The 23,855-nt window shown below is 71.5% G+C and carries 19 protein-coding genes and 2 pseudogenes; 4 read left to right on the plus strand and 17 right to left on the minus strand.

The window, feature by feature from the left end; genetic code table 11:
• Window positions 1-26: 26 nt before the first annotated feature.
• Both ACZ6JT_RS23420 and ACZ6JT_RS23425 read left to right on the plus strand, forming a co-directional pair.
• Window positions 27-1,793 (plus strand): serine/threonine-protein kinase, encoded by a 1,767-nt coding sequence (locus ACZ6JT_RS23420; protein WP_469212499.1) that lies wholly within the window; start codon window positions 27-29, stop codon window positions 1,791-1,793.
• Between the two features lie 82 nt (window positions 1,794-1,875).
• A complete protein-coding gene (locus ACZ6JT_RS23425; protein ID WP_469212501.1) occupies window positions 1,876-2,214 on the plus strand; it encodes a hypothetical protein in 339 nt (112 codons plus the stop codon).
• A gap of 19 nt (window positions 2,215-2,233) precedes the next feature.
• On the opposite strand, the pseudogene ACZ6JT_RS23430 reads toward ACZ6JT_RS23425, so the two are convergent.
• The 5 genes and pseudogenes from ACZ6JT_RS23430 to ACZ6JT_RS23450 all read right to left on the minus strand — a co-directional run bounded on the left by ACZ6JT_RS23430 (window position 2,234) and on the right by ACZ6JT_RS23450 (window position 7,616).
• Window positions 2,234-3,450 (minus strand): annotated as a pseudogene (locus tag ACZ6JT_RS23430) (glycosyltransferase).
• 237 nt (window positions 3,451-3,687) lie between these two features.
• Window positions 3,688-4,656 (minus strand): LLM class flavin-dependent oxidoreductase, encoded by a 969-nt coding sequence (locus ACZ6JT_RS23435; RefSeq protein WP_469212502.1) that lies wholly within the window; start codon window positions 4,654-4,656, stop codon window positions 3,688-3,690.
• Between the two features lie 13 nt (window positions 4,657-4,669).
• Window positions 4,670-5,188, minus strand: a complete 519-nt coding sequence (locus ACZ6JT_RS23440) for a hypothetical protein (protein ID WP_385813550.1) — start codon at window positions 5,186-5,188, stop codon at window positions 4,670-4,672.
• Between the two features lie 64 nt (window positions 5,189-5,252).
• On the minus strand, window positions 5,253-6,107 hold the full coding sequence (locus ACZ6JT_RS23445; protein ID WP_469212505.1) for an alpha/beta hydrolase: 855 nt from the start codon (window positions 6,105-6,107) through the stop codon (window positions 5,253-5,255).
• A 72-nt stretch (window positions 6,108-6,179) separates the two neighbouring features.
• A complete protein-coding gene (locus tag ACZ6JT_RS23450) occupies window positions 6,180-7,616 on the minus strand; it encodes an MFS transporter (protein WP_469212506.1) in 1,437 nt (478 codons plus the stop codon).
• A gap of 172 nt (window positions 7,617-7,788) precedes the next feature.
• Between ACZ6JT_RS23450 and ACZ6JT_RS23455 the strand changes: the two genes are divergently transcribed.
• Complete coding sequence (locus ACZ6JT_RS23455) at window positions 7,789-8,706, plus strand: helix-turn-helix domain-containing protein (protein ID WP_469212508.1); 918 nt, start codon at window positions 7,789-7,791, stop codon at window positions 8,704-8,706.
• Window positions 8,707-8,714: 8 nt separating this feature from the next.
• Here ACZ6JT_RS23455 and ACZ6JT_RS23460 read toward each other — a convergent pair whose 3' ends face one another.
• The 11 genes from ACZ6JT_RS23460 to ACZ6JT_RS23510 form a co-directional block, all read right to left on the minus strand.
• On the minus strand, window positions 8,715-9,956 hold the full coding sequence (locus ACZ6JT_RS23460; protein WP_469212510.1) for an acyltransferase family protein: 1,242 nt from the start codon (window positions 9,954-9,956) through the stop codon (window positions 8,715-8,717).
• Between the two features lie 160 nt (window positions 9,957-10,116).
• On the minus strand, window positions 10,117-11,364 hold the full coding sequence (locus tag ACZ6JT_RS23465) for an FG-GAP repeat domain-containing protein (RefSeq protein WP_469212511.1): 1,248 nt from the start codon (window positions 11,362-11,364) through the stop codon (window positions 10,117-10,119).
• Window positions 11,364-12,155 carry a type 2 periplasmic-binding domain-containing protein gene (locus tag ACZ6JT_RS23470; protein WP_469212513.1) on the minus strand — a complete coding sequence of 264 codons (792 nt, stop codon included), beginning with the start codon at window positions 12,153-12,155 and terminating at the stop codon, window positions 11,364-11,366. Before ACZ6JT_RS23470 ends, ACZ6JT_RS23465 begins: the two co-directional genes overlap by 1 nt.
• Window positions 12,156-12,171: 16 nt before the next feature.
• Window positions 12,172-13,368: a non-hydrolyzing UDP-N-acetylglucosamine 2-epimerase gene (gene wecB / locus ACZ6JT_RS23475; protein WP_469212515.1), complete on the minus strand. Its 1,197-nt coding sequence runs from the start codon at window positions 13,366-13,368 to the stop codon at window positions 12,172-12,174.
• Window positions 13,369-13,674: 306 nt separating this feature from the next.
• Complete coding sequence (locus ACZ6JT_RS23480) at window positions 13,675-15,360, minus strand: FAD-binding oxidoreductase (protein ID WP_469212517.1); 1,686 nt, start codon at window positions 15,358-15,360, stop codon at window positions 13,675-13,677.
• Window positions 15,361-15,366: 6 nt separating this feature from the next.
• A complete protein-coding gene (locus tag ACZ6JT_RS23485; protein WP_469212519.1) occupies window positions 15,367-16,626 on the minus strand; it encodes an MFS transporter in 1,260 nt (419 codons plus the stop codon).
• A gap of 9 nt (window positions 16,627-16,635) precedes the next feature.
• Window positions 16,636-17,421 carry an SDR family NAD(P)-dependent oxidoreductase gene (locus ACZ6JT_RS23490; RefSeq protein WP_469212520.1) on the minus strand — a complete coding sequence of 262 codons (786 nt, stop codon included), beginning with the start codon at window positions 17,419-17,421 and terminating at the stop codon, window positions 16,636-16,638.
• Between the two features lie 109 nt (window positions 17,422-17,530).
• A complete protein-coding gene (locus tag ACZ6JT_RS23495; RefSeq protein ID WP_469212522.1) occupies window positions 17,531-18,967 on the minus strand; it encodes an MFS transporter in 1,437 nt (478 codons plus the stop codon).
• Between the two features lie 70 nt (window positions 18,968-19,037).
• A complete protein-coding gene (locus ACZ6JT_RS23500) occupies window positions 19,038-20,027 on the minus strand; it encodes a ParB/RepB/Spo0J family partition protein (protein WP_469212523.1) in 990 nt (329 codons plus the stop codon).
• Between the two features lie 194 nt (window positions 20,028-20,221).
• Window positions 20,222-21,127 carry a UTP--glucose-1-phosphate uridylyltransferase GalU gene (gene galU / locus ACZ6JT_RS23505; protein WP_469212525.1) on the minus strand — a complete coding sequence of 302 codons (906 nt, stop codon included), beginning with the start codon at window positions 21,125-21,127 and terminating at the stop codon, window positions 20,222-20,224.
• Between the two features lie 57 nt (window positions 21,128-21,184).
• Window positions 21,185-21,820, minus strand: a complete 636-nt coding sequence (locus tag ACZ6JT_RS23510; RefSeq protein WP_469212526.1) for a TetR family transcriptional regulator — start codon at window positions 21,818-21,820, stop codon at window positions 21,185-21,187.
• Window positions 21,821-22,154: 334 nt separating this feature from the next.
• Between ACZ6JT_RS23510 and ACZ6JT_RS23515 the strand changes: the two genes are divergently transcribed.
• Window positions 22,155-23,381, plus strand: a complete 1,227-nt coding sequence (locus ACZ6JT_RS23515; RefSeq protein ID WP_469212528.1) for an IS701 family transposase — start codon at window positions 22,155-22,157, stop codon at window positions 23,379-23,381.
• A 102-nt stretch (window positions 23,382-23,483) separates the two neighbouring features.
• On the opposite strand, the pseudogene manB reads toward ACZ6JT_RS23515, so the two are convergent.
• Window positions 23,484-23,855, minus strand: a pseudogene (manB, locus tag ACZ6JT_RS23520) (phosphomannomutase/phosphoglucomutase); the annotation flags it as partial.

The raw sequence follows: 23,855 nt of genomic DNA on the forward strand, positions 1-23,855 counted from the left end.
CCCTCTTGATCGACGAGGGGACACGAATGCCGAACGCCGACCGCGCCGTACTGGGCCCGCTGGGGCCGAACGATCCGCAGGAGATAGCCGGTTACCGGCTGCTCGCAAAGATCGGCGAAGGCGGTATGGGCTCCGTCTACTTCTCCCGGACCCGGGGGAACCAGCCGGTCGCGCTGAAGGTCATCCGGCGCGAGTTCGCCCAGGAGCAGGACTTCCGGGCCCGGTTCGAGCACGAGGTGCAGGCGGCCCGCCGGGTGCAGGGCTACCACATCGTGCCGGTCCTCGACCACGACACCAGCGGGGAACAGCCGTGGCTGGCGACCGCGTTCGTGCCCGGTCTGCCGCTCGACGAGGCACTCGCCGCCCACGGGCCGCTGCCGCTGTCCGCCGTGTTCCAGCTGCTCGGCTGCACCGCGCAGGCGCTGCACTCCGTACACGCCGCGTCGGTGGTGCACCGTGACCTCAAGCCCAGCAACGTCCTGCTCGGTTCGAACGGCCCCTGGGTGATCGACTTCGGGATCGCGCGGGCCACCGACGCCACCCAGCTGACCCGCAGCGGCGGGTTCATCGGCACCCCGCAGTACATGTCGCCCGAGCACGCGCTCGGCAAGCAGGTCACCCCGGCCACCGACGTCTTCGCGCTGGGTCTGATCGCCGCCGTCGTGGCCACCGGCCGGCACCCGTACGGCGACGGCGCGGGCATCTCGATCGCCGCCTCGATCGCCAACACCCCGCAGCAGGCGCCGGACCTGCGCGGCTATCCGGACGCGCTGCGGCCCCTGCTGGAGCGGTGCCTGGCCGCCGATCCCGAGAAGCGGCCCCTGCCCGCCGAGATCGCCGAGTGGTGCCGGAAGTCGGCGGGCCGCGAGCTGCGCGATTTCACGGACTGGCTGCCCGCCCCGGTCGCCGCGTCGATCGCGCGGCGCGAGGAAGCGGCCCGGACGCCCCCGCAGCCGGCGTACACGCCGACCCGTGCCCCCGAGCCGGCCCGGCCGGCGTACGCCCCCACGCAGGCCTCCGGACCGGCCCACCCGGCGTACGCGCCGACGCAGGGGCCGGTGGGCGGTCCCGCGCAGCACCCCGTCTACGGCGCCCCCACGAGCCCCGCCTACGCCGCGCCCGCCGCCGCCCCGGCCGCCCCCGCCCCCGCGCCCGCGGGCCGCGGCCGGCTGCCTCTGGTCGTCGGCGCGGGGGTCCTGGCGGTGGCGCTGGTCGCGGGCGGCACCTGGTACCTCACGCGGGAGGACGGCGGCGGGGCGAGGGCGAGCGACGGCAGGCAGAAGTCGGCTGACCAGCCGAAGGACGCCGCCCCGGCGTCGCAGCCGAGCGGCTCCGCGGCGGCGCCCCGGGCCTCGGCCCCCGCTCCCGCCTACACCGCCGTCTTCAAGGACCGGCCGCTGAAGCTCCTGGCGGGCCGGGAGTTCGGCAAGGTCTACGACGTCGACCTGGACTTCCCCAAGGTCGCCCCGTTCGGGGAGATCGGCTGGAAGGACCGCGAGCTGGCGATGGGCTTCAGCGACGTCAAGAGCAGCACTCCCTTCGGGAAGAGCAAGGGAGCCACCCCCGAGGAGTGCGAGACCGGGGCGGCCACCAACCCGATCCCCGACAAACTGCCGGGCTCGGACCTCTCCGGCGCGGACAGCGCCATCGTCAAGGGCGACCTGCTGTGCACGGTCACGTCCAAGGGCAACCTGGCCATGGTCAAGATCCTCGCCGTGGAGCCGTCGACCAGCACGCAGTACAACGTCCCCGTCTACCTGACCGAAGTGACTCTCTGGAAGCGCCAGTCCTGAGGAGGCGGGGGCAGGCTACTCAGAGAAGTCTGAGTAGCCGCCCCCAGGTGTGCCCGGCCGTCCTCCGCCTAGCCTGCTGTCCATGAGTTCCCCGCAGGAGGCCGTCACACCGGCCCACGAGGCAGAACGGCGGTCCACGGGCACGGGGTCCCTGCTCCTGGGCATCGCCGCGGTCGGGGCGGTCGGCTGCCCGTTCCTGCCGGAGGCCGTCCCACCGCCGATCCGCGTCGTGCCCCTCTACCTCGTCCTGCCCCTCGGCATCTGCGCGGTCGTCTGGGGCCTGCCCGACCTGTGGCGGGCGCGGCGGGACGGGACACCCGCGCCGGTCGGGGCCCGCATCGGGGTCCCGCTCGGTGCGGTGGCCCTCGTGATCGTGGCCGTGGCGCTGGCCTGGGTCACCTTCGTCCTCGACATCGGGTGACCCGCGGCCGGCCGGGCGCTCAGCCGGCCGTGTCGAGCAGCAGCTTCGCGGCGACCATCGCCCCGTCGGCGTGGAACGCGGCGGCCACGGCGCTCGCCCGCGCTCGGGTCTCGGGAGCCAGGGCCGTCTCGAGCGCGGCCGAGAGGGACGCGAAGGCCGGGGTCGGACCGTCGTGCGCCGCGCCGATGCCGAGCTCGGCCACCCTCGCGGCGAAGTACGGCTGGTCCGCGCCCTGGGGGACCACCACCTGGGGCGCGCCGGACCAGGTGGCCGTCGTCGTCGTACCCGCGCCGCCGTGGTGCACGACGGCGGCCGTACGGCGGAACAGTGCCTGGTGGTTGACCTCGCCGACGACGAAGCAGTCGTCGGCGTCGTCGGTCAGGGCCAGGTCGGCCCAGCCGCGGGAGAGGACGACGCGGCAGCCCTGCGCGCGGATCGCCTCGACGGTCGCCCGGGCGACGCCCTGCGGATCACGCATCGGAATGCTGCCGAAGCCCACGTACACCGGGGGCGTGCCGGCGTCGAGGAACGCCACCAGGTCGGCGGGGAGCGGGCGTTCGTCCGGCAGGACCCACGCACCGGTCTGCACCACGTCGAGGTCCGCCGGCCGCTGCCACGGGGCCAGGACCGGGTCCGCGGCCAGCCACGGGCGGTCGGTGAAGACGTGGTCGCGGACGTTGTCCACCGGCGGCAGGCCGATCGACGCCCGGTGGGAGTTGATCGCCTCGCCGAACACCGCCTGGGCGTCCTCGATGTCGCGGTCCCACAGCTCCCGGTTGTCGGTCACGTCCTCCGGGAGCGGCCGGCCGGGCCGCGGCATCGGCGGATGGTGCGGCGACGGCAGGCTCACCGGCTGGTAACTCGCGTACACAAGGGGATGTCAAGCTTCTCGGCGACGGCCTTCACCCCGGCCACGGCCGGCACGAGCCCGGTCGCGACCAGCACGTCGCACCCCTCGGCGGCCGCGCTGACGTTGTCGTAGAACGCCGCGACCAGATCGGCCGCCCGCCGGGGCACGCCCCCGGGCGACGGCGGTGTCTTCCCGGTCACGAGTGCGCGCACCGACTGGCCCGTCGGCACCATCTCCACGCCGACACCGGCCAGTCGCTTGGCGAACTCCTCGTCCGGCGGCGCGCACACCCTCACCTCCGCGCCGAGCTCCTGCAACCTCACCGCGAGACCCACCAGCGGCTCGACGCCCCCGCGCGAATCATAGGCCGAAAGCAACACGCGCATTCCGTACTCCCCATTCCGAAGTCACTTGCAATGGTGGGAGATTCTGCCCGCACGCTCCGGCAAAGAGCGAAGCTGCCTAGTGCTGTGACCGGCAAGGTTCACCGGGTTGCGACGCCCGGCACGGCACCTCGCCGCGTTGTCGGACCGCGCAAGTACGTCCAGTACGAGCCGCGGCCCTCCGCCTTGCGATCCACCGCACCGGACGCCGCAACCCGGCAAACCTTTCCGGCCACAGCACTAGGAGAGGGACGCTCCTACGGCGGCTTCCGGGCGGGCCGCCGGGAGGGCGAAGGCCTCGGCCAGGAGTTCGTACGAACGCCGCCGGTCGGCCGGGTCGGCCGTCAGGGTGTTGACGACCAGCTCATCCACCCCGTGGGTCCCGGCGAGGGCCGTCACTACGGAGTGCACCTGCTCGGGCGCCCCGGAGACGAGGGCGGTGCGGTGCACCTTGGCCCGCTCCAGCTCGGCGCCCGTCCACCGGTGGCGGCGCGTGGTCTCGTACGACGGCAGCGGGGCGTCCTGACCGAGGTCCTTGCGGGCGCGCCACAGCAGCAGGCTCTGGGCCAGTTCCTCGGCGCGGCCGGCACTGTCCGCGGTCACCACGCGCACCGCGAGCGCACCGCCCGCCCGGCGGCCGGTGGCCGCCCCGAACTCGGCGCGGTAGTCCTCGAACGCCTCCCGGCCCCCGGCCGGGGAGAAGAAGTGCCCGAACGCGAACTCGGTCCCCAGCAGGCCCGCCAGCCGGGCCGACTCTCGTCCCGCGCCCAGCAGCCACATCTGCGGCGGGACCGGTGCGTGCGGTACGACTCCCCCCTCGCCCAGCAGCACCCGGAGCTCCGCCAGCCGTTGCGGGAAGTCCCGCGCGGGGCCGCCCGCCCGGCCGATGCCGAGGTCGACCCGCCCCGGGTGGAGGGAGGCCAGTACGCCGAACACCTCGGCGACCTTCGCCGGCTCGTAGCGGGGCAGCAGCACGCCGCCCGTCCCGATCCGCATCCGCGAGGTGCGGGCGAGCAGCGCCCCCGCGAGGATCTCGGGCGCGCTGCTCGCGAAGCCCGGGGAGCCGTGGTGCTCGGCGACCCAGTACCGGGTGTAGCCGAGGTCCTCCGCGACGCGGGCCAGGTCCACGGATGCGCGCAGCGCCTGGTCCGGGGTGTGGTCCTCGCCGACGGGTGTCTGGTCCAGCACGGACAGTCGCAGGTTCGTCATGGGGGATGGCCTTTCAGTGCTGGTGGGCGGGGACACCGGTGGCACCCGCCATGGTCGCGGGCACGATCCTGAAGTCCCGTTCGAAGACCAGGTTGTGGAGGTCGGCGGCGGCGATGGCACGCAGCGTGGGCAGTTCGGCGGCGGCCTGGGCGTCGTCGAAGACGTTCAGCGGCCATTCGGAGACCGTCGCCCCGCGCAGATGGGGGTGGTGGAAGGAGGCGCCGTAGTGCGCGTACAGGGTCACCGGCGGGATGTCGGCGGCCGACTGCTCGTCCCACCACAGGGTCCAGGCGTGGAAGAGGCTGCCGTCCTCGGCGCGTTGCACGCCGCTCGCGTCCACCACGCCCTGGCCGAGGAGCAGTTCGTCGTTGAGCTCGCCGAGCGCCTGGCGGGCGTACGGGTCCAGGAGGCGGGCGGCGGTGCGGAAGTGCTCCTCCTTGTCGGGGCGGGTCACGGCTCCGCCGTGGATGCCGTCGCGCAGGTCGGCGAAGTGCCGCAGTAGCGCGTCAAGGTTGGGCACGTCGGGGGTCATGTCGGCTCCTTGCCAGGTGGACGGGGGGTGAGGTGGGGAGAGGGAAGGAACGGGCCGGTTGGCCTCAGGCGCCGGTGGCGTCCGGTGTGGCGAGCAGGTGCAGGGCCGGGCCCAGCCAGCCGCGCAGGGACACCGTCGGGTGCCCGCCGGTGGGGCGGCCGGGCTGGAGGAAGGCTCCGTGGCCCGTTTGCGGGAACTCCCGCAGGGCCACCTCCACTCCTGCCGCCCGCAGCAGGCGCCCGTAGTGGTGCACGTCGTCACCGACCGGGTCGAGGTCGCCGGTGGCCATGACGGCGCTCGCGACGCCGCGCAGGTCGGACGCCTCGAAGGGGGTGCTGTAGAGGCGCGTGCCGTCCGCGGCCACGGGCCGGCCGGGCTGGCGGTAGTCCTGCCAGGCCGCCGTCAGGTAGGAGGCCGTGGGGAACATGTCGGGGAAGCGGTGGTACGAGGCCGAGGTGCAGCCGGGGTCCAGTGGCGGGTACGCGAGGACCTGGGCGGCGAGGGGAAGGGCGCGGTCGCGGCAGGCGAGTGCGGCGCAGGCGGCCAGGGTGGCTCCCGCGCTGTCTCCGCCGACGGCGACGGGAGCGGTTGCCCCGGCCCGCTCCCGGACCCAGGCGAGGGCGGACAGCACGTCCTCGACCATGGCCGGGTGGCGGACCTCGGGGGCGAGCCGGTAGTCGACGCTCACGACGGCGTAACCGGAGGACCGGGCGAGTTCGGCGGTCGGGCCGTGCCAGTCCTGGGCGGATCCGGCGCGCCAGCTGCCGCCGTGGGCCCATACCAGCCAGCCGTGCGGTGCTGATGGCCCCGGCCGGTACACCCGGGCGGGGACCGGGCCGGACGGGGAGGGGATGCGGGCCTGCTCCCAGCGGACCGCGACACGGCTGTTTCCGGCGGCCGAGTGGGTGGGTGTTGCCATCGGGTTTCCTTCCCTCCGTGCCTGGGGCCAACGTTCGCCGCCGCGGCAGGGCTGTCACAAGGCGGAGTTGCCTTAGTTGCCGTTGGCGTCGCGGGGCTGCTTGTTGCGGAGGAAGAGGGCGGTGGTGAGGGTCCCGAGGACCACGATCGCCGTGTTCACGATCACCGCCGTGGTGATGCCCGCATGAATGTCGGTGTTCGCCGCGGCGATCGCCGACATGATCGGCGTACCCATCGTGATACCGATCTGCTGCGTCATCGTCGCCAAACCCGTGGCCATGCCCTGCTCGTGATCCGGCAGACCCGTCGTCGCGGTCACCATGAACCCGACGATCACCAGCATGTTGCCCACACCACCCGCGAACGTCGCCACGAGCAACAGCCACATCGACGACGACGTCTCACCCAAAGCGACGAGACTCAGCGTCGCCACCGCCTGCAGCACACCACCGACGATCAACGTGGCACGCGTCGACGTCGCACCGATCACCCGAGGAGCGATCGAACCCCCGATCACCGTCCCGATACCCAGCACACCGAACGACAGACCCGCCGTCAGCGGCGAGAAGTCGAGCACTTCCTGCAGGTAGAGCGTCATCAGGAACACCAGACTGGTCTCCGTCAAGAACGCGATCAGACCCGCGATATTGCCCCACGCCACCGTCTTCCGCTTCAGCACCGACACCGGAACCAAAGGCGCCGCACTCCTCGACTCGATCGCATAGAACACCACCAGCAGCACCACACCCGCCGCCAGCCAGCCCAGAGCCGAACCCGAACCCCAACCGTGCTCACCCGCCTGCGTCAACCCGTAGATCACCGCCAGCAGACCCAGCGTCACCGCCGTCGCACCCGGCAGATCCAGCTTCGGACGCACCGACGGACGCGACTCCTTGATCACCGCAGGAGCGATGAACAACACCGCCAGCGCCACCGGCACATTGATGAAGAACGCCCACCGCCGCGACAACAGATCCGTCAGAACACCACCCAGGATCGCGCCCGTCGTGAAACCAGCCGACATCAACGCCCCGTTCAAACCCAGCGCCTTCTGCCGCAACGGCCCCTCAGGAAACGACGTCGTCAGAAGCGACAGACCCGCCGGCGTCACCGCAGCCGTCGCCAGACCCTGGAACACACGGGCCACCAACAGCATCTCCGGACTGTTCGCCAGACCACCCGCCAACGACGACAGACCGAGGACCGCCAGACCCACCAGGAACAACCTGCGACGCCCGAACAGATCCGCGACCCGGCCGAACAACAGGGTGAAACCCGCCGCGCACAACGCGAACGACGTCGCGATCCACTGCAGGTTCGACAACGAGAAACCAAGCCCGTCACCGATCACCGGCAAAGCCACGTTCAAAATCGAGAAATCAACCGCCAGCATGAACTGCGCCACCAGCAGCACCACCAACACCAACCGCAGACGCCCGTCCAAACGGACCGGACCCCCAACACCACCCCCCGCACCCGCATCAACACGCGCACCCTCGACAACCGACATCGCGACACTTCCTCTCGATCACGCAACGAGCCGTTGCCGTTGCGTCATCGACTCTGGACGGGTCGGAGAGGGTTACCCAGCCCCCTGGTTGTGCTGGCGCCGGGCAAGCTAGCACTGCCAGGGCCACCTTCCCGGGCAGCGTTCCCGCCCCTCCCCCGGCACACTGGAACGCATGGACACTCCCACTGCCCTGGGCGAATTCCTCCGCACCCGTCGCGCCCAGCTCCAGCCCGAGGACGTAGGGCTCCCCTCGCACGGCACCCGCCGGCGCGTACCCGGGCTGCGGCGCGAGGAGCTCGCCCTGCTGGCCGGCGTGAGCATCACCTACTACACCCACCTGGAGCAGGGGCAGAGCACGAACGCCTCGGACAGCGTCCTCGACGCCCTGGCCCGTGCCCTGCGGCTGTCTCCGGACGAGCACGCTCACCTGCTCAACCTGGCCCGGCCGCCGCGCGCCAAGCGGGCCCAGTCGCCCCGTCCCGAATACGCCCGGGACACCACGCGCCGGTTGATCGGTGCGATGCCGCAGGTGCCCGCGGTCGTCCTGGACGGCCGCAACAATGTGCTCGCCTGGAATCCGCTCGGCCATGCCCTGCTCGCCGGGCACCTCGACTACGCGAGCCCCGGGGACCCCGCCGTACGCCCCAACCTGACGCGGATGCTCTTCCTCGACCCGCACACCCGGGAGCTCTACACGGACTGGAAGGGCGAGGCCCGGGTGGCCCTGGCGGCGCTGCGCCTGGTCGCCGGACGCAATCCGGAGGACCGCGCGCTCGCCGAGCTCATCGGGTCGCTCATGCTGCAGAGCCCCGATTTCGCCTCGCTGTGGTCGAAGCACCCCGTACGGGACTGCACCGTCGGCACCAAGACGCTGCACCACCCGGTCGTGGGCCCGCTGACCCTCGATTTCGAGAACCTGCACCTCACGGACGGCACCAACCACCGGATGCTGCTCTACAGCGCCCCGGAGTCCTCTCCGTCCGACGCGGCCCTGCGCATGCTGTCGAGCCTGACGGCCGGGTCCGGCGCCCCGGGCCGGGGCACGCCGAAGCCCGCGTCGGCGGAGGCCGACACGGGCGGGGAGCGGTAGGGCCGGGGTCAGTCCCGGGCGGCCGCGGTGACCGGGGTCCGGTCACCGGAAGGCGCACGGGCCGCAGCCGCGTCGGGGGCCACGTCCAGGGGCGGGGCGGACGGCGTACGGGGCCTGGCGCGGCCGAAGCGGCGCATGGCGGGCATTTCCACGAAGCGGTAGAGGAGCCAGCCGCCGAGCAGTGACGCGGCGAAGAAGCCGGCGATCACCAGGAGGGCCACCGGCACGCTGTAGGTGTTCTCGCCCAGCAGCGAGCGGAGGTAGAAGATCGTGACGCCCTGGACGAGGTAGAAGCCGAAGGAGACCTCGCCGAGCCAGACCATGGGCCGGCTGCGCAGGAAGGTGGTGCGCCCCTCCACGTCGGCGCCGGCGGTGGCGCCGATGAGCGCGGCGACGGGGATGATCGTCGCGACGACGAACCCGTACTGGAACGGGGCGACGAGCGCGGCGGCGTAGCCGAGGACCGTGAGGACGACGGAGACGCCGAAGCCCACGCGGCGCGGCCACAGGCCCGCGAGGACGATGCGGGCGAGCAGGATGCCGAGGACGAACTCGAAGAGGCGGCCGGCGGGCAGCAGGTAGCCGAACCAGAACTGCATCCCGGAGATGGGCGTGATGGTGGACTTCGGGGTGTCGGGGACGAAGTAGGTGGCCACCAGCTGGAGGGCGACCATCCCCGCGATCATCGCGGCGCTCCAGCCCCACAGGGCCGTCCGGCCGCGGAGCTTGCGGATCGGGACGATGAGCGCCGGGAAGAGCATGTAGAAGAGCAGTTCGCTGCCGAGGGACCAACTGGGCGGGTTGACGCTGAGGTTGACGGTGGGCTGCGGCCACCAGGTGTGGATGAGGAAGAGGTTCGGGAGCCAGTCGGCGACGCCGGTGACGGCCGACCCGGCGAAGAGGACCATCGCCGCGGCGAAGACGACGACGTGGTTGGGGAAGATCTTCAGCAGTCGGCGGCGGAGGAAGGCGGTGACGCGCTCGCCGGGCTTGGCGGCCCAGGCGAGGACGAAGCCCGAGAGGACGAAGAAGAAGGAGACTCCCAGGTAGCCGGCCTTGCCGAAGGCGGTGGAGAACCCGTCCGCGAGGGTGGCGTCGGCGAAGGGGTTGATGGGCGCGTTCGGCGGGATCGGGGAGTCGGTCAGGGACGAGTGGAAGAAGAAGACGGAGAGTGCGGCGAAGAACCGCAGGCCGGTCAGTGAGGGCAGCTTCGCCCGCTTCGCGGCGTCGGGGGACGTCGTGGAGGCCACAGGAATCGCTCTTTCGGGAGTGGGGTTCGTCGAGGACGGCGGCCGGGACCGTGCTCCGCCGTGCGGTGCGCGGTCCCGGCGGCGCGAAGGGGCGTACGGGACTGCCGGGAAGGGCGGAAGGAGCCGCGGAAGGACCCGTGGAAGGGGCCGTGGAAGGGGCCTACTGCTCGATCTGGTTGCGGTAGACCATGAGCTTGGCGTCCTTGGCCACGTAGTAGTTCTGGACGGAGTAGGCGATGGTGGCGAAGTCCAGGCGGCCGTCGCCGTTGAAGTCGGCGGTGGCGATGCGGGCGACGGACTCCTCGGAGACGCGCCACTTGGCCCAGACGCCGCCCGCGGCGTCGATCGCCTTGTAGTACATGACGCCCTGCCACGGCCACGGGCCGCGCAGCGCCACGAGGAACTCCTCGTCACCGTCGCCGTCGAAGTCGGCGCAGACGATCTGGTGGCCGGGGCCCTCGCCGTTCTCGTTGGGGTCGCCGTAGACGTCCAGCAGGACGCGGTTCCAGCCCTCGCCGTCGGCGGCCTTGGTGTAGACGGCGACGGTGTTGCCGTGGAAGGGCTCGATGGCGGCGACGTAGGCCATCGGGTCGTCGCCGAGGCGGCCCGCGTTGAGGTCGCCGCTGCCGCGGAAACCGGTCTGCTCGAACTGCGTGAGCTCGCCCGTGCCGACGAGTTCGCGGACCCACTCCTGGCGGTCCTCGTCGAACCAGAGCCAGGTGACGCCCTCGTCGGAGGCCAGCAGGAGGGATTCGAGGTCGGAGCCGGGGATCAGGCCCCGCTTCTTCTCGGCGCCGTGGATCATTCGGAAGTGGCTGTCGTCGATGACGGTCATCGGCCATTCCTCGGCCGTGTGCACGTCGTCGGGCTGGGTGAACAGCACCACCGGCAGGACGGCGTGGACGTCTTCCTTGGCGACGATCGGCAGGCCGATGATCTGGAGCCGGTCGGTGCGGGTGAAGTGGCCGGCGCGCAGCCGGTGCATGCCGGTGGCGCGGCCGACGTAGTGCCGCTTCCAGCGCGACTCGTCCTTGTCGGGGGTGCCCGGGTTCTCCAGCCAGTCGATCTTGCCGCCTTCGGTGTTGGCGTCGTGGATCGTGCCGATCGGGCCGTAGAGGTCGTAGCAGACGATGACGTCGGGGTGGCCGTTGCCGCTGACGTCGGCGAAGTCGGCGCCCACGGGCATCTTGATGCGGTCGGCTATGAGCCGGCGGGTCCAGTCGCCGTCGTTGGCGTACCAGTAGATCTCGCCGAGGCGCAGTCCGTAGCCGAACAGGTCGGGCCTGCCGTCGCCGTCGATGTCGGGCGCCTCCAGCCAGTAGCCGTCGCGGAGCTGGTCGGCGACGACCTCGGCGGTGAACTTCGGGGCGCGCAGGACGGTCTCGTTGTTCTTGCCGTTGGTGGTCATCAGTGCTTCTCCAGGGTGGTCGCGAGCGGAGACGAGGGCTGGGGGAAGGGGAGGGTGCGCAGGGCGCGGGGCACCGGGTGGTATTCGATGGCGAGCCAGATGCAGTCGGTGTCGGCCCGGTACTGGTGGCGGGGGTAGTGGTACGTGCACTGGGGGCCGGTGGCGCAGAAGGGGTCCGGCGTGGTGTAGCCCGGGCTCATCAGGACGTCCTGGTAGAGGGAGGCCTGGTCCTCGCTGCGGAACCGCTGCATCCGGCCCAGGCCCTGGACCTGGGTGTGCACCTCGATGAAGTCGTGCTGGTTGTGGATGAAGCAGTCGGTGCCGGCGGGGGCGAACCACAGGTTGGCGCGGACGTTGAACTCCCGCTGGTCCTGTACGGTCTCGCGCTCGCCCAGTACGTGGGCGGGGTCGAACAGGACGGTGTTGATGTCGTCCTGCGGGCTGCGGTACAGCGGGGTCTCGGGGGAGAACTCCCCGGGGGCGAGCAGATCGGCCAGGTGCGACCAGCCGGGCTGTTCGACGATGCCGCTGATGTCGGCGTCGTCCGCTGCGGGGCGCAGCAGGAGCAGTGCCTCGGCCCGCTCGATGCGGGTGTCGGCGAGGACCGTCGAGGACAGCGGGGGGATGGTCTTGCGGAACTCCTCGACGATGGTCACGGGGGTCACACCGGGGTTGACCACGATGGTGCGGCCTTCGACGGTGTAGTCCACGGCGTCGCGCACGAGGTCGGCCCTCAGGTACGGGGTGCTGAAGTTCAGCGGGCGTTCGATGGCGGACGGGGTGGCGGTCATGCGGGCTTCCTCTCGGTCAGGTGCGGGCGAAGGCGGCCGTGCGGGCGAGCTCGACGCTGAGCTCGTCGGCGGCGCTGTCGGGGACGAAGGGCTCGGGGGCGGGCCCCAGGCCGAAGAAGTGGGCGAGCGCGGCGACGGTGCGGGCGGTGGCCTGTCCGTCGCCGTACGGGTTGGCGGCGTTGGCCATCCGCTCGTACGCGGTCTGGTCGCGCAGGAGCTCCAGGGCGGCGGCGACGATGCCCTCGGTGGCCGTTCCGACGAGGCGGGCGGTGCCGGCGACGATGGCCTCGGACCGCTCGGTGACGTCGCCGAGGACCAGGGTGGGCTTGCCGAGCGCGGGGCCCTCCTCCTGGCTGCCGCTGCTGTCGGAGACGATGAGGTCGGCGCGGGCCATCAGCTTGCAGAAGCTGAGGTAGGGCAGCGGATCGACGACGGTGATGTGCGGGTGGCCGCCGATGTGCGGGAGGAGCGCCTCGCGGACCACGGGGTTGCGGTGGAGCGGGACGACGACGCGTACGCCGGGTTCGTCGGCGATGCGGGCCAGGGCCTGCCCGATCTGCGGCAGGTGTGGCCATGCCTCGCGGCGGTGCGCGGAGGCCAGGACGATCCGGCTGGGGTCGGTGTCGAGGTCGGCCAGGGCCGGGTCGCCGTAACTGTCGGCGCGGCCGCAGGCCCAGCGCAGGGCGTCGATGACCGTGTTGCCGGTGACGGTGACCGTGCCGGCGTCGATGCCCTCGCGCAGCAGGTTCGCCAGGTTCCCGGGGGTGGGGGCCAGGTGCAGGGCGGCGACCTGGGCGACGAGCCGTCTGTTGCCCTCCTCGGGGAAGGGTGAGCCGAGCCGGCCGCTGCGCAGTCCGGCCTCGACGTGGACGACGGGGATCCGCTGGTGGAATCCGGCCAGGGCGCCGGTGAGGGTGGTGGCGGTGTCGCCGTGGACGAGGACGGCGTCGGCGGGGGCGGTGGCGAAGTAGTCCTCCAGGCCGCGCAGGGACCGGTAGGTGACCTGGGAGAGGGTCTGCTTGGGGGCCATCACTTTCAGGTCGACGTCGGCGGTGAGGCCGAAGGCGTCGAGGGTCTCGTCCAGCATCTGGCGGTGCTGCCCGGTCGAGATCACGACGGGCTCGAAGCGCGGGTCGTCCTGGAGGGCGCGGATGACCGGCGCGAACTTGATGGCTTCCGGCCGGGTGCCGAGGACTACGGCGACGGAACGCATGGCTTCCTCTACTTTCTGACACGTGGGGAGTCGAGCCGTGACATGACGCGGGAGGGTGCAGGAGGTGCGGGAGGGCGCGGCGCGGCGGTGCCGCGGGCCTGTTCGACGGGTGGTGGCCAGGGGATCGGATCTCGCTGCGAGGGGCTTTTCAGCTGCCCTCTTCCGGCCAGGAGACAGCTTTCCCGGAGCGGGCCGGGGAGTCAACGAACGCCCAAGGCCACTCGAACGACTGCGCGGGAACGACGGAAGCCCCGCACTCCGGAGACCGGGGTACGGGGCTTGTGACCAGCGGGAACGCGCGGAGCGTCAGCCTCGCGCGGGCTTGATGGACATGGAGTGGCGGAAGAAGTCGGACGGGTCGTAGCGCCTCTTCACCTGCTGCAGGCGCGGGTAGTTGTCCTTGTAGTAGAGCGTCTGCCAGGGCACGCCGGAGCGGTTGCGGCGCGGATCGGTGACGTCACGGTCGGGGTAGTTGATGTAGCAGCCGTCGGTGCTGTCGTCGATCAGGGGCACGCCGCCGGTCGCCGAGAAGAAGTCCTCGTACAGGCCGCGCAGCCAGCCCAGATAGAACTCGTCCTCGCTCTCCTCCTGCCAGAAGGTCTGGAAGCACATCTTGAAGATGGACGAACGCTGCGCGTTGGCCGTCGCGTCGGGCGCCGCGGCGTTGACCTGACCGCCGAAGGAGAACAGCACCAGCATCGTGTCCGGGTTCTTGAAGTCCGGCCGGCTCATGTACCGGTACAGCGCGGCGATCTGATGGTCCGTGAAGTTCTTGCGCATGTAGGCGGACTTGTGCGCGCCGCGGGAGGTGGGATTGGTGATGGTCGGGTTGTTGGTGCCGACCAGCCGGGTCGCCTGGAGCCACGGCAGGGTTCTGGGCTCCGCGAACTGCGGCATGGCGGGCAGTTCACCGGTGGCGCGGGTCAGTGCCTTCGGGGTGACCCCGGTGCCGGCCGTGATCGCCGCCAGGTAGTCATCGAGCAGTTTTCTCGCGTGCGGCACGGTCGCGTCGACCTGGGTGAACATGCCCACGCTGCCGTGTGCCTTGGAGCTGACGTTGAACAGGCTGGACAGATGGCGGTACGGGGAGTCGGGGGCGCTGTTCGCGGCGTGCCAGGCGCCGAAGTTCTTGAGCAGCCGGGTGAACTTCGCCTCCGTCAGCTGCTCCCAGGGGAAGTCGACGGCGCTCACCAGGACCGTCGACGGCGGGGAGATGAGCTGTTCGGAGGGTTCGGAGCCCTTGGCTCCCGGGGAGCGGAACCAGTAGCGGGTCACCAGGCCGAAGTTGCCGCCGCCCCCGCCGGTGTGCGCCCACCACAGCTCGCGGTTCGGATCGCTCTCCTCCCGGGTGGCCACGACCGTCCGTACGCCGCCCCGGCCGTCCGTGACCACGACCTCCACGGCGTAGAGGTGGTCGACGACCAGGCCGTGGGCCCGCGAGAGCAGGCCGTACCCGCCGCCCGCTATGTGGCCGCCGGCCCCGACGCTGTAGCAGATGCCGCCGGGTATCGTGACGCCCCAGCCCTTGTACAGGGCCTCGTACACGTTGATCAGACGGGCGCCGGCCTCGACGACGAACGCCCGGAACTTCGGGTCGTACCCGACGTGCGTCATCTCCGAGAAGTCGATGATGACCTCGGTGTCGGGATGGGCGGCGAAGTCGGCGAAGCAGTGGCCGCCGCTGCGCACCGAGACCCGCTTGCCCGCGCGGACGGCGTCTCTCAGGGCGCGTTCGGCGTCCGCGGTGGAGCGGACCATCTTGATGTAGTCGGGGCGGGCCACGAAGCGCTGGTTGTTGCCAGTGGTCAGCATCTCGTAGCGGGGATCTCCCGGCCGCACGACGGATCCGGCTCCGACGGCCGTGCCGGGAGCTCCGGCGGCTGCGGGAGCCGTGGCCGCGGCGGCGGGGCCGGCCAGCGCTCCGGCCACGGCCGCGCCTGTGACGACGGCGGCGCTGCGAGTGAGCATGGTCCGGCGATCGACACCGTTCATGTGGGTCTACCTCGACTTCTCTTCGACGATGGAGTGGGTGCCGTACCCGGCACCGGCGGAGTGCTGCTGTACGGAGAGGGGTGCCGCGGGGAGTCCTGCCGCCGGCAGCGGGCCCGGCCCCCGGGTCCTGCGGTCGAGCCGGCCGGAGAGCGCCGCGGTACCCAGACCGGCGGCGGCGAGCCCGGCACCGATCCACGTCGGCGCGGTCCAGCCGAGGCCGTGGGCGACGGCGAGACCGCCGAGCCAGGCCCCGAGGGCGTTGCCCAGGTTGAAGGCCGCGATGTTCGCCGCGGAGGCGAGCGCCGGGGCTCCGGCGGCCTGCTGCATCACGCGGGCCTGCAGCGGCGGCACCGTCGCGAAGCCGATCGCCCCGAAGGCGGCCAGGGTGATCGCGGCGGGCACAGCGGCCTGTGAGGTGAAGGTGAAGACCACCAGCACCAGCGAAAGGCCGCCCAGGATGAGGTACAGGCTGGGCATCAGCGCCCGGTCGGCGGCCCGGCCGCCGAGCACGTTGCCCACGCACAGTCCGACACCGAAGAGGACGAGGAGCCAGGCGACCGCGCCGTCGGAGAAGCCGGCCAGTTCCGTCATCATCGGTGCGAGATAGGTGAAGGAGGCGAAGACACCGCCGAAGCCGAGCACGGTCGTCGTCAGCGCCAGCCACACCTGCGGCTTGCGGAAGACGGCGAGTTCGCCGCGCAGCGCCCCGCGCTCCGGCGCCGGCTGCGCCGGGACCAGGGTGAGGAGTCCGAGCAGGCCGACGATCCCGATGCCGGTGACCGCCCAGAAGGTGGAGCGCCAGCCGAACTCCTGGCCCAGGAAGGTGCCCAGGGGGACGCCGAGCACATTGGCCAGGGTGAGCCCGGTGAACATCAGGGCGATGGCGCTGGCCCTCCGGTCGGGGGCCACCAGGTCGGCGGCGACGACGGACCCGATCCCGAAGAAGGCGCCGTGCGTGAGCGCGGCGATCAGCCGGCCGCCCATGAGGGCGGTGTAGTCGCCGGCGAGGGCGCAGAGCAGGTTGCCCGCGATGAAGATGCCCATGAGCACGACGAGCATGGTCTTGCGCGGCAGGCGGGCACCGGCCGCGGTCATCAGCGGTGCACCGACCACCACGCCGAGGGCGTAACCGGTGACCAGCATGCCGGCGGAGGGGATGGAGACGGACAGGTCGTCGGCGACCTCCGGGAGCAGGCCGACGATGACGAACTCGGTGGTCCCGATGCCGAAGGCACCGATGGCGAGGGCGAGGAGGGAAGCGCGCATCGGCCCGCGTCAGATCTGCCGCAGGGCGCCGCCGTCGACGCTCCACTCGGCGCCGGTGACCTGGGTCGCGAGGGGTGACAGCAGGTACGCGACGACGCCCGCGACGTCCTCGGGCGTGCCGATGCGGCCGCTCGGCAGCGCGCGCACCACGCGGATGAAGTGCTGGACGGCTTCGTCGGCGGGGAGGCCGAACCGCTCCCCGAGCTGTTCGGCGAAGCCGCCGGGCGCGTCGAAGAGCGCCGTCCGGGTGGGCCCCGGCGAGACCACGTTGGAGCGCACCCCGCGTACGCCGAACTCCGCGGCCAGGGACTTCGACACGGACAGCAGCGCGGTCTTGGAGGCGGCGTAGTCGACGATGCCCGGGTCGGGGAAGCGGGCGGCCTCGCTGGCGATGTGCACGAGGGAGCCCGCTCCCGTCTCCAGGAGCGCGGGCAGGGCCGCGCGGGTCATGCGGACGGCGGAGTGGAAGTTGACGTCGAAGGTGCTCGCCCACTGCTCGTCGGTCACGTCGAGGAAGCCGGTACGGGATTCCAGCGCGCCCACGTTGTTGACGAGGCCGTCGAGCCGGCCGTGGCGCTCGATCACGGTGTCGGCCACCTGGCGGGCCGCGGTGGGGTCGGTGAGGTCGGCGGCGACGGTGCTGACGCGGTCGCCGAGGGCTTCGGTGTCCCACGGCTTGCGGGCGACACCGACGACGACGGCGCCCTCGGCGGCCAGCAGCCGGACGGTCGCCGCGCCGATCCCGGACGACGCGCCGGTGACGAGGTACACGCGGTCTTCGATACGGAGGTCCATCACGTTCCTTGGGAAGAGGAGACCTTGAGGAGGAAGGGGAGGCGGCCCCGGCACGGCGGGGGTGGGCGTGCCGGAGCCGCCTCCTGGGGGGAACCCTGAGCTGCGGGGCTCAGGCGGAAGTGAGGTCCTTCGCCGCCTTGTTGCGGAGGAAGAGGGCGGTGGTGAGGGTCCCGAGGACCACGATCGCCGTGTTCACGATCACCGCCGTGGTGATGCCCGCATGAATGTCGGTGTTCGCCGCGGCGATCGCCGACATGATCGGCGTACCCATCGTGATACCGATCTGCTGCGTCATCGTCGCCAAACCCGTGGCCATGCCCTGCTCGTGATCCGGCAGACCCGTCGTCGCGGTCACCATGAACCCGACGATCACCAGCATGTTGCCCACACCACCCGCGAACGTCGCCACGAGCAACAGCCACATCGACGACGACGTCTCACCCAAAGCGACGAGACTCAGCGTCGCCACCGCCTGCAGCACACCACCGACGATCAACGTGGCACGCGTCGACGTCGCACCGATCACCCGAGGAGCGATCGAACCCCCGATCACCGTCCCGATACCCAGCACACCGAACGACAGACCCGCCGTCAGCGGCGAGAAGTCGAGCACTTCCTGCAGGTAGAGCGTCATCAGGAACACCAGACTGGTCTCCGTCAAGAACGCGATCAGACCCGCGATATTGCCCCACGCCACCTTCTTCCGCTTCAGCACCGACACCGGAACCAAAGGCGCCGCACTCCTCGACTCGATCGCATAGAACACCACCAGCAGCACCACACCCGCCGCCAGCCAGCCCAGAGCCGAACCCGAACCCCAACCGTGCTCACCCGCCTGCGTCAACCCGTAGATCACCGCCAGCAGACCCAGCGTCACCGCCGTCGCACCCGGCAGATCCAGCTTCGGACGCACCGACGGACGCGACTCCTTGATCACCGCAGGAGCGATGAACAACACCGCCAGCGCCACCGGCACATTGATGAAGAACGCCCACCGCCACGACAACAGATCCGTCAGAACACCACCCAGGATCGCGCCCGTCGTGAAACCAGCCGACATCAACGCCCCGTTCAAACCCAGCGCCTTCTGCCGCAACGGCCCCTCAGGAAACGACGTCGTCAGAAGCGACAGACCCGCCGGCGTCACCGCAGCCGTCGCCAGACCCTGGAACACACGGGCCACCAACAGCATCTCCGGACTGTTCGCCAGACCACCCGCCAACGACGACAGACCGAGGACCGCCAGACCCACCAGGAACAACCTGCGACGCCCGAACAGATCCGCGACCCGGCCGAACAACAGGGTGAAACCCGCCGCGCACAACGCGAACGACGTCGCGATCCACTGCAGGTTCGACAACGAGAAACCAAGCCCGTCACCGATCACCGGCAAAGCCACGTTCAAAATCGAGAAATCAACCGCCAGCATGAACTGCGCCACCAGCAGCACCACCAACACCAACCGCAGACGCCCGTCCAAACGGACCGGACCCCCAACACCACCCCCCGCACCCGCATCAACACGCGCACCCTCGACAACCGACATCGCCATACGTCCTTTCCATCACAACGGAGGCCCTCACCTCGGAGGGCCGGCACTGGCCGGGGAAGCCGGCTCAGGCAGGGGTCTGCGCCGAGGCCCGGCGCCGTAGTTCTTCGGACAGCTCCTGCCAGCCGCGCGCGCACTGGGCGGCCGCGGCGGCGGCGGTCTCGGCGCGGTACGGGGGTACCGCGGCGACGATCCGCTCCCACTGGCGCAAGCCGCTCACCTGGAGATCGAGCATGCGCAGCAGCAGCCTTCCCGCCTCGCTCAACCTGAGCAGGGGGTCCTTGCAGAGGCCGGTGACCAGCGAGGGCAGTGACTGCCCCCCGCCCCGGTCCGGCAGCCGTGTCGCGCCCGGGGTGTTGCCCGAGCCCGAGCGTCGCTGGACGGCCGGCACGGGATCCGCTCCCTCGCCGATCCGGCGCCGTACGTCCCGTACGGTCGAGGGCGCGATGCCCGCCTCCCGTGCGATCTGCCGCAGGGAAGCCGTGGGACGGCCGGCGAGCAGCCGGGCCGCGGCCTCCCGGCCGCGGACCGGATCGGCCGGCCGCACGCGGCCGTCCTGGCCGATGCGGCCGGGCGGCGCGGGCTCGGGCCCCGCACGGCGGCGCAGTGACCCGACGGTCTTGGCCGCCAGCCCGGTCCGCTGCGCGATCCCGCGATCGGACCAGTCCGGGTGGGTCCGCAGGATCCGTAACGCCGCGGCGGTCCGCTCCGCGTGCGTCAGCGGGAGCCCGTGACTGATGTTGGCCTCGACCGAGAGGACGAAGGCGTCCTCGGCGCTGCCGTCGAAGTACGTCACTCCCACCGTGTGCTGCCCGCGGAGCACGGCGGCCCGCAACCGGTGCGTCCCGTCGATGATCCGCATGGTCGGGCGGTGCACGAGCAGCGGCGGCAGCGCCCGCCCGGAATGGGCGAGGTCCTGTGCGTGGCTCTCGTTCACGTGGACGGTGCGGGGGGAATCCGCCGCGAGCAGTGCGCCGACCGGCACCTGGAACGCGGCGTCGGGGGTGTCCGTCGCATTCCTCCCGTGCCTCTCGCGCCTCGCGTTGGGCTTGCCCATGAAGTTCACCTCCTTTCGTGCACTCGATGCCTCGGGCGCCGTGCTGTTCGTCGGCCCCGGGAAGAAATTACGTAACTACCGTTCGGTAACCAATCGAGGAGCCGAACCCCGTTGAGATTTGGGCAAGTCGGCAAGGTGTCGGTCCGGCGGGGTGGGCGACCGCGGAAGATCCCCGGTCGCCCACCGGGTGGTGTTCACACCGCCGTGAGCTGCTCCGACGCCACGAACTCCCGTAGCCAGGACAGGAACTCCGGGCCCAGGTCCGCGCGCTCACAGGCGAGCCGGACCGTGGCGCGCAGGTATTCGGCCCGGTCCCCGGTGTCGTAGCGCCGACCGGAGAAGACGACCCCGTGCACGGGGCGACCGGCCCGCACCAGGGTGCGCAGGGCGTCCGTGAGTTGGATCTCGCCGCCGCGTCCGGGGCTCGTACCCCGCAGGACCTCGAAGATCTCGGGGTCGAGGAGGTAGCGGCCGATGATCGCGAGGTTGCTGGGCGCGGTGCCCGGCTCCGGCTTCTCCACCAGCTCGGTGATGCGTACGCCGTCATCGCCGGCCGACGGCTCCACCGCGGCGCAGCCGTACTGGTGGATCGCGTCCGGATCCACCTCCATGAGGGCCACGACGCTGCCGCCGAGCCGGGCGCGCACCTCGGCCATCCGGGCCAGCAGCGGGTCGCGGGGATCGATCAGGTCGTCGGCCAGGAGGACCGCGAACGGCTCCTGGCCGACGTGCGGGGCTGCGCACAGAACGGCGTGTCCGAGCCCCTTGGGGTCGCGCTGGCGCACGTAGTGGATGTCGGCGAGCTCGGTGGAGGCGCAGACGCTGTTGAGTTTGTCCTGATCGCCCCGGCGCTGGAGGGCTTCCTCCAGCTCGTAGTTGCGGTCGAAGTGGTCCTCGAGGGGCCGCTTGTTGCGTCCGGTGACCATGAGGATGTCGGACATCCCCGCCGCGACCGCCTCTTCCACCACGTACTGGATGGCCGGCTTGTCGACCACCGGAAGCATTTCCTTCGGGGTGGCCTTGGTCAGCGGCAGGAATCGCGTACCGAGCCCCGCGGCGGGGATCACTGCCTTGGTTATCTGAGAGGGTGTGGAATTCATACCGGTGACGCTAGACCGCATCGCCGCGCATCAGCCATAAATTCCTGAGGCTTCCGCCTACTTGGGCATTTCGGAACCGGCCGGCCCCTCCGACGCCCGATCTTCCGGCCCCTCCGCGGACCTCTCCGCAGGCGCTGCCGCGATGCTCCGCCGGACGAGCCACCACAGTTCCCCGAGCTCGCCGGTGACCTCGCCGGGGCGCCCGGTGCGGGCGCGGCGGGCCCGCGCGAGGACACCCCCCACCAGATGCGCCGTCAGCACGGCGACCGGGCGCGGGTCGATCTCGGGGTCCAGCTGCCCCTGCGCGGCTGCCTGCTCCAACAAGTCCCTGACCTCGGGGAGCCAACAGCAGCACCACTCGGGGCCGGCGCCCGCGCGCTCCTGGGTCAGCCGCGCGGCGGCGCGTACGGCCACGTCCGTCTCGACGAGCCGGCCCAGGGCGAGGACGAGCGCCGAGAGGGTGTCCAGCGCCGGGCCCCCACGGGCGGTCACGCCCTCGACCACTCTGCGGGTGGCGCTCCAGCCGGCATTCTCGACCGCCGAGGCCAGCTCACCCTTCGCCGCGAAATGAAAGGTGACTGCTCCGATCGAAATGTCGGCGGAGCGGCTCAGCCGGGAAAGCGATGTCCCGTCATATCCGTTGCGGTCGAATTCAGCGGCGGCCACCGAGATCAGATGATTACGGGTGCGCACGGCTCGCTCTTGCTTTACCACTGCACTATCACTGCCATCCGGGTCGTTCCTGACTCGCCCGTGCGTCCTCGGCGGAGACGGGCGACCTCCAGCGTCACCCCGGTGCCGACCGCGCACAACGCCGACTTGACGAAGAAGCGCCCCTGCCCGGCCCGTGTCCCGATGCCGTCCGGAGCCTCCGTGGCCGCACCGCCGCCGGCGCCGACGACCCCGGATCACCAACGTGCCGAAGTCGTGCCCAGGACGCCATACGTTCGCTAGAAAAAAAACGAACGTTCTGTATTCTTACTTCATCGACGACGCACGCCGGCGTCCACCGTGGAGGGGGAGACAGATGACGGCACAGACGAGGACCCGAGCCCTGGTTGCCGGTGACACGGCACTCGACGCGTTCACGGAACGCCTCTTCGGCCACTTACCGCGCGCCGACCAGCGCCGCTGGGCGCGGGTCTACCTGCAAGGACTGCTCACCACCCCGGGCAAGAAGTCCGTACGCCGGCTCGCCGCGTCCGTCACCGACTCGCCCACCGCCTCCCAGTCCCTGCAGCAGTTCATCAACGCGAGCCCCTGGGACTGGCAGCCGGCCCGCGCCGAACTGCTCCGCTGGGCGGAGGAACGGCACACGGTGCGCGCCTGGACGATCGGGCAGGTCTGCTTCCCCAAACGCGGTGAGCACTCGGTCGGCGTGCACCGCCGCTTCGATCCGGCGGCCGGACGCATGGTCAACTGCCAGTTCGGATTCGGGCTGTTCCTGTCCCTGGACGGCATGAGCGTGCCGGTCGACTGGCGGCTGGTGCTCCCCGAGACCTGGACGGCGGACCCCATCCTGCGCCGGCGGGCCCGCATCTCCCCCGAGGTGGTGCACCAGAGCCCGGAGTCCCTCGTGGTCGAGCTCGCCGACGGGGTCGCCGCCCGTACCTCCGCGGCGCGCGTCCCCGTGGTCGCCGACATCAGCCGCCTCGGCAACGCGGCCGCGGTGATCGGCCTGCTCGGCCGCCGCGGCCACGACTTCCTCGTGTCCGTCCCACCGACCCTCGGCGTCAGCCCCGCCGGTACGGTCCACGGCGGCGAGCCGGCCCGTACGCCCGGGCGCGAGTCCACGGCGGGCGACCTGGCCCGCTTGGGGAACACCAGCCACCCGTACACCGCGCTGCTCACCCGACCCGGCGCGCGCCCGCAGCGGCTGCGCATCCACTCGGCGCTGGTCCGCGTACCGGGCGGGGAAACGGAGGCCCCGGGGACCCACCAGACCTACCGCCTGTTCGGCGAACGGCGTTCCGGGCCCGGGCAGCGGGGCGGGCCGGTCTGGCTGACCAACATGAGCCGGCACCGGATGGACGACCTGCTGCACCTGGCGCGGCAGTCGGCCCGCTCGACCGTGACGCTCGGCGCGCTGGCGGACGAGTTCGGCCTGCTCGACTTCGAGGGGCGGTCGTTTCCCGGGTGGCACCACCACATGACGTTGATGTCGGCGGCGTACGCGTACCGGGCTGCGCCCGTGCCTGTGCCGGTGGCCGGGCGGCGGGAGTTTGCGCGGGTCGGGGGGCGCCGGTCCGCGTGAGCCGGTGCGGCGCCGTGGCCGGGGTCCGCCGTCTGGGACCCTGGCTCCGCCGGGCACCGGGCTCCGCCCGGACCCGCGCCTCAAACGCCGGCGGGGCTGAAATCAGCCGCGGATGAGGGCCAGGACCTCGTCGCGGACCTTCGCCAGGGTCGCCTCGTCGCGGGCCTCGACGTTCAGCCGCAGCAGGGGTTCGGTGTTGGAGGCGCGGACGTTGAACCACCAGTCCCCGCCCGTCACCGTCAGACCGTCGAGCTCGTCCACCGTGACGCCCTCGCCGCCCGCGTAGGCGGCCTTCACCGCCGCCAGACGGGCCCCCTGGTCGTCGACCGTCGAGTTGATCTCACCCGAACCCGCATACCGGTCGTAGGAGGCCACCAGGGCCGACAACGGACCGTCCTGGCCACCCAGCGCCGCCAGCACGTGCAACGCCGCCAGCATGCCCGTGTCCGCGTTCCAGAAGTCCTTGAAGTAGTA

The sequence above is a fragment of the Streptomyces sp. NPDC046308 genome (assembly GCF_055588065.1).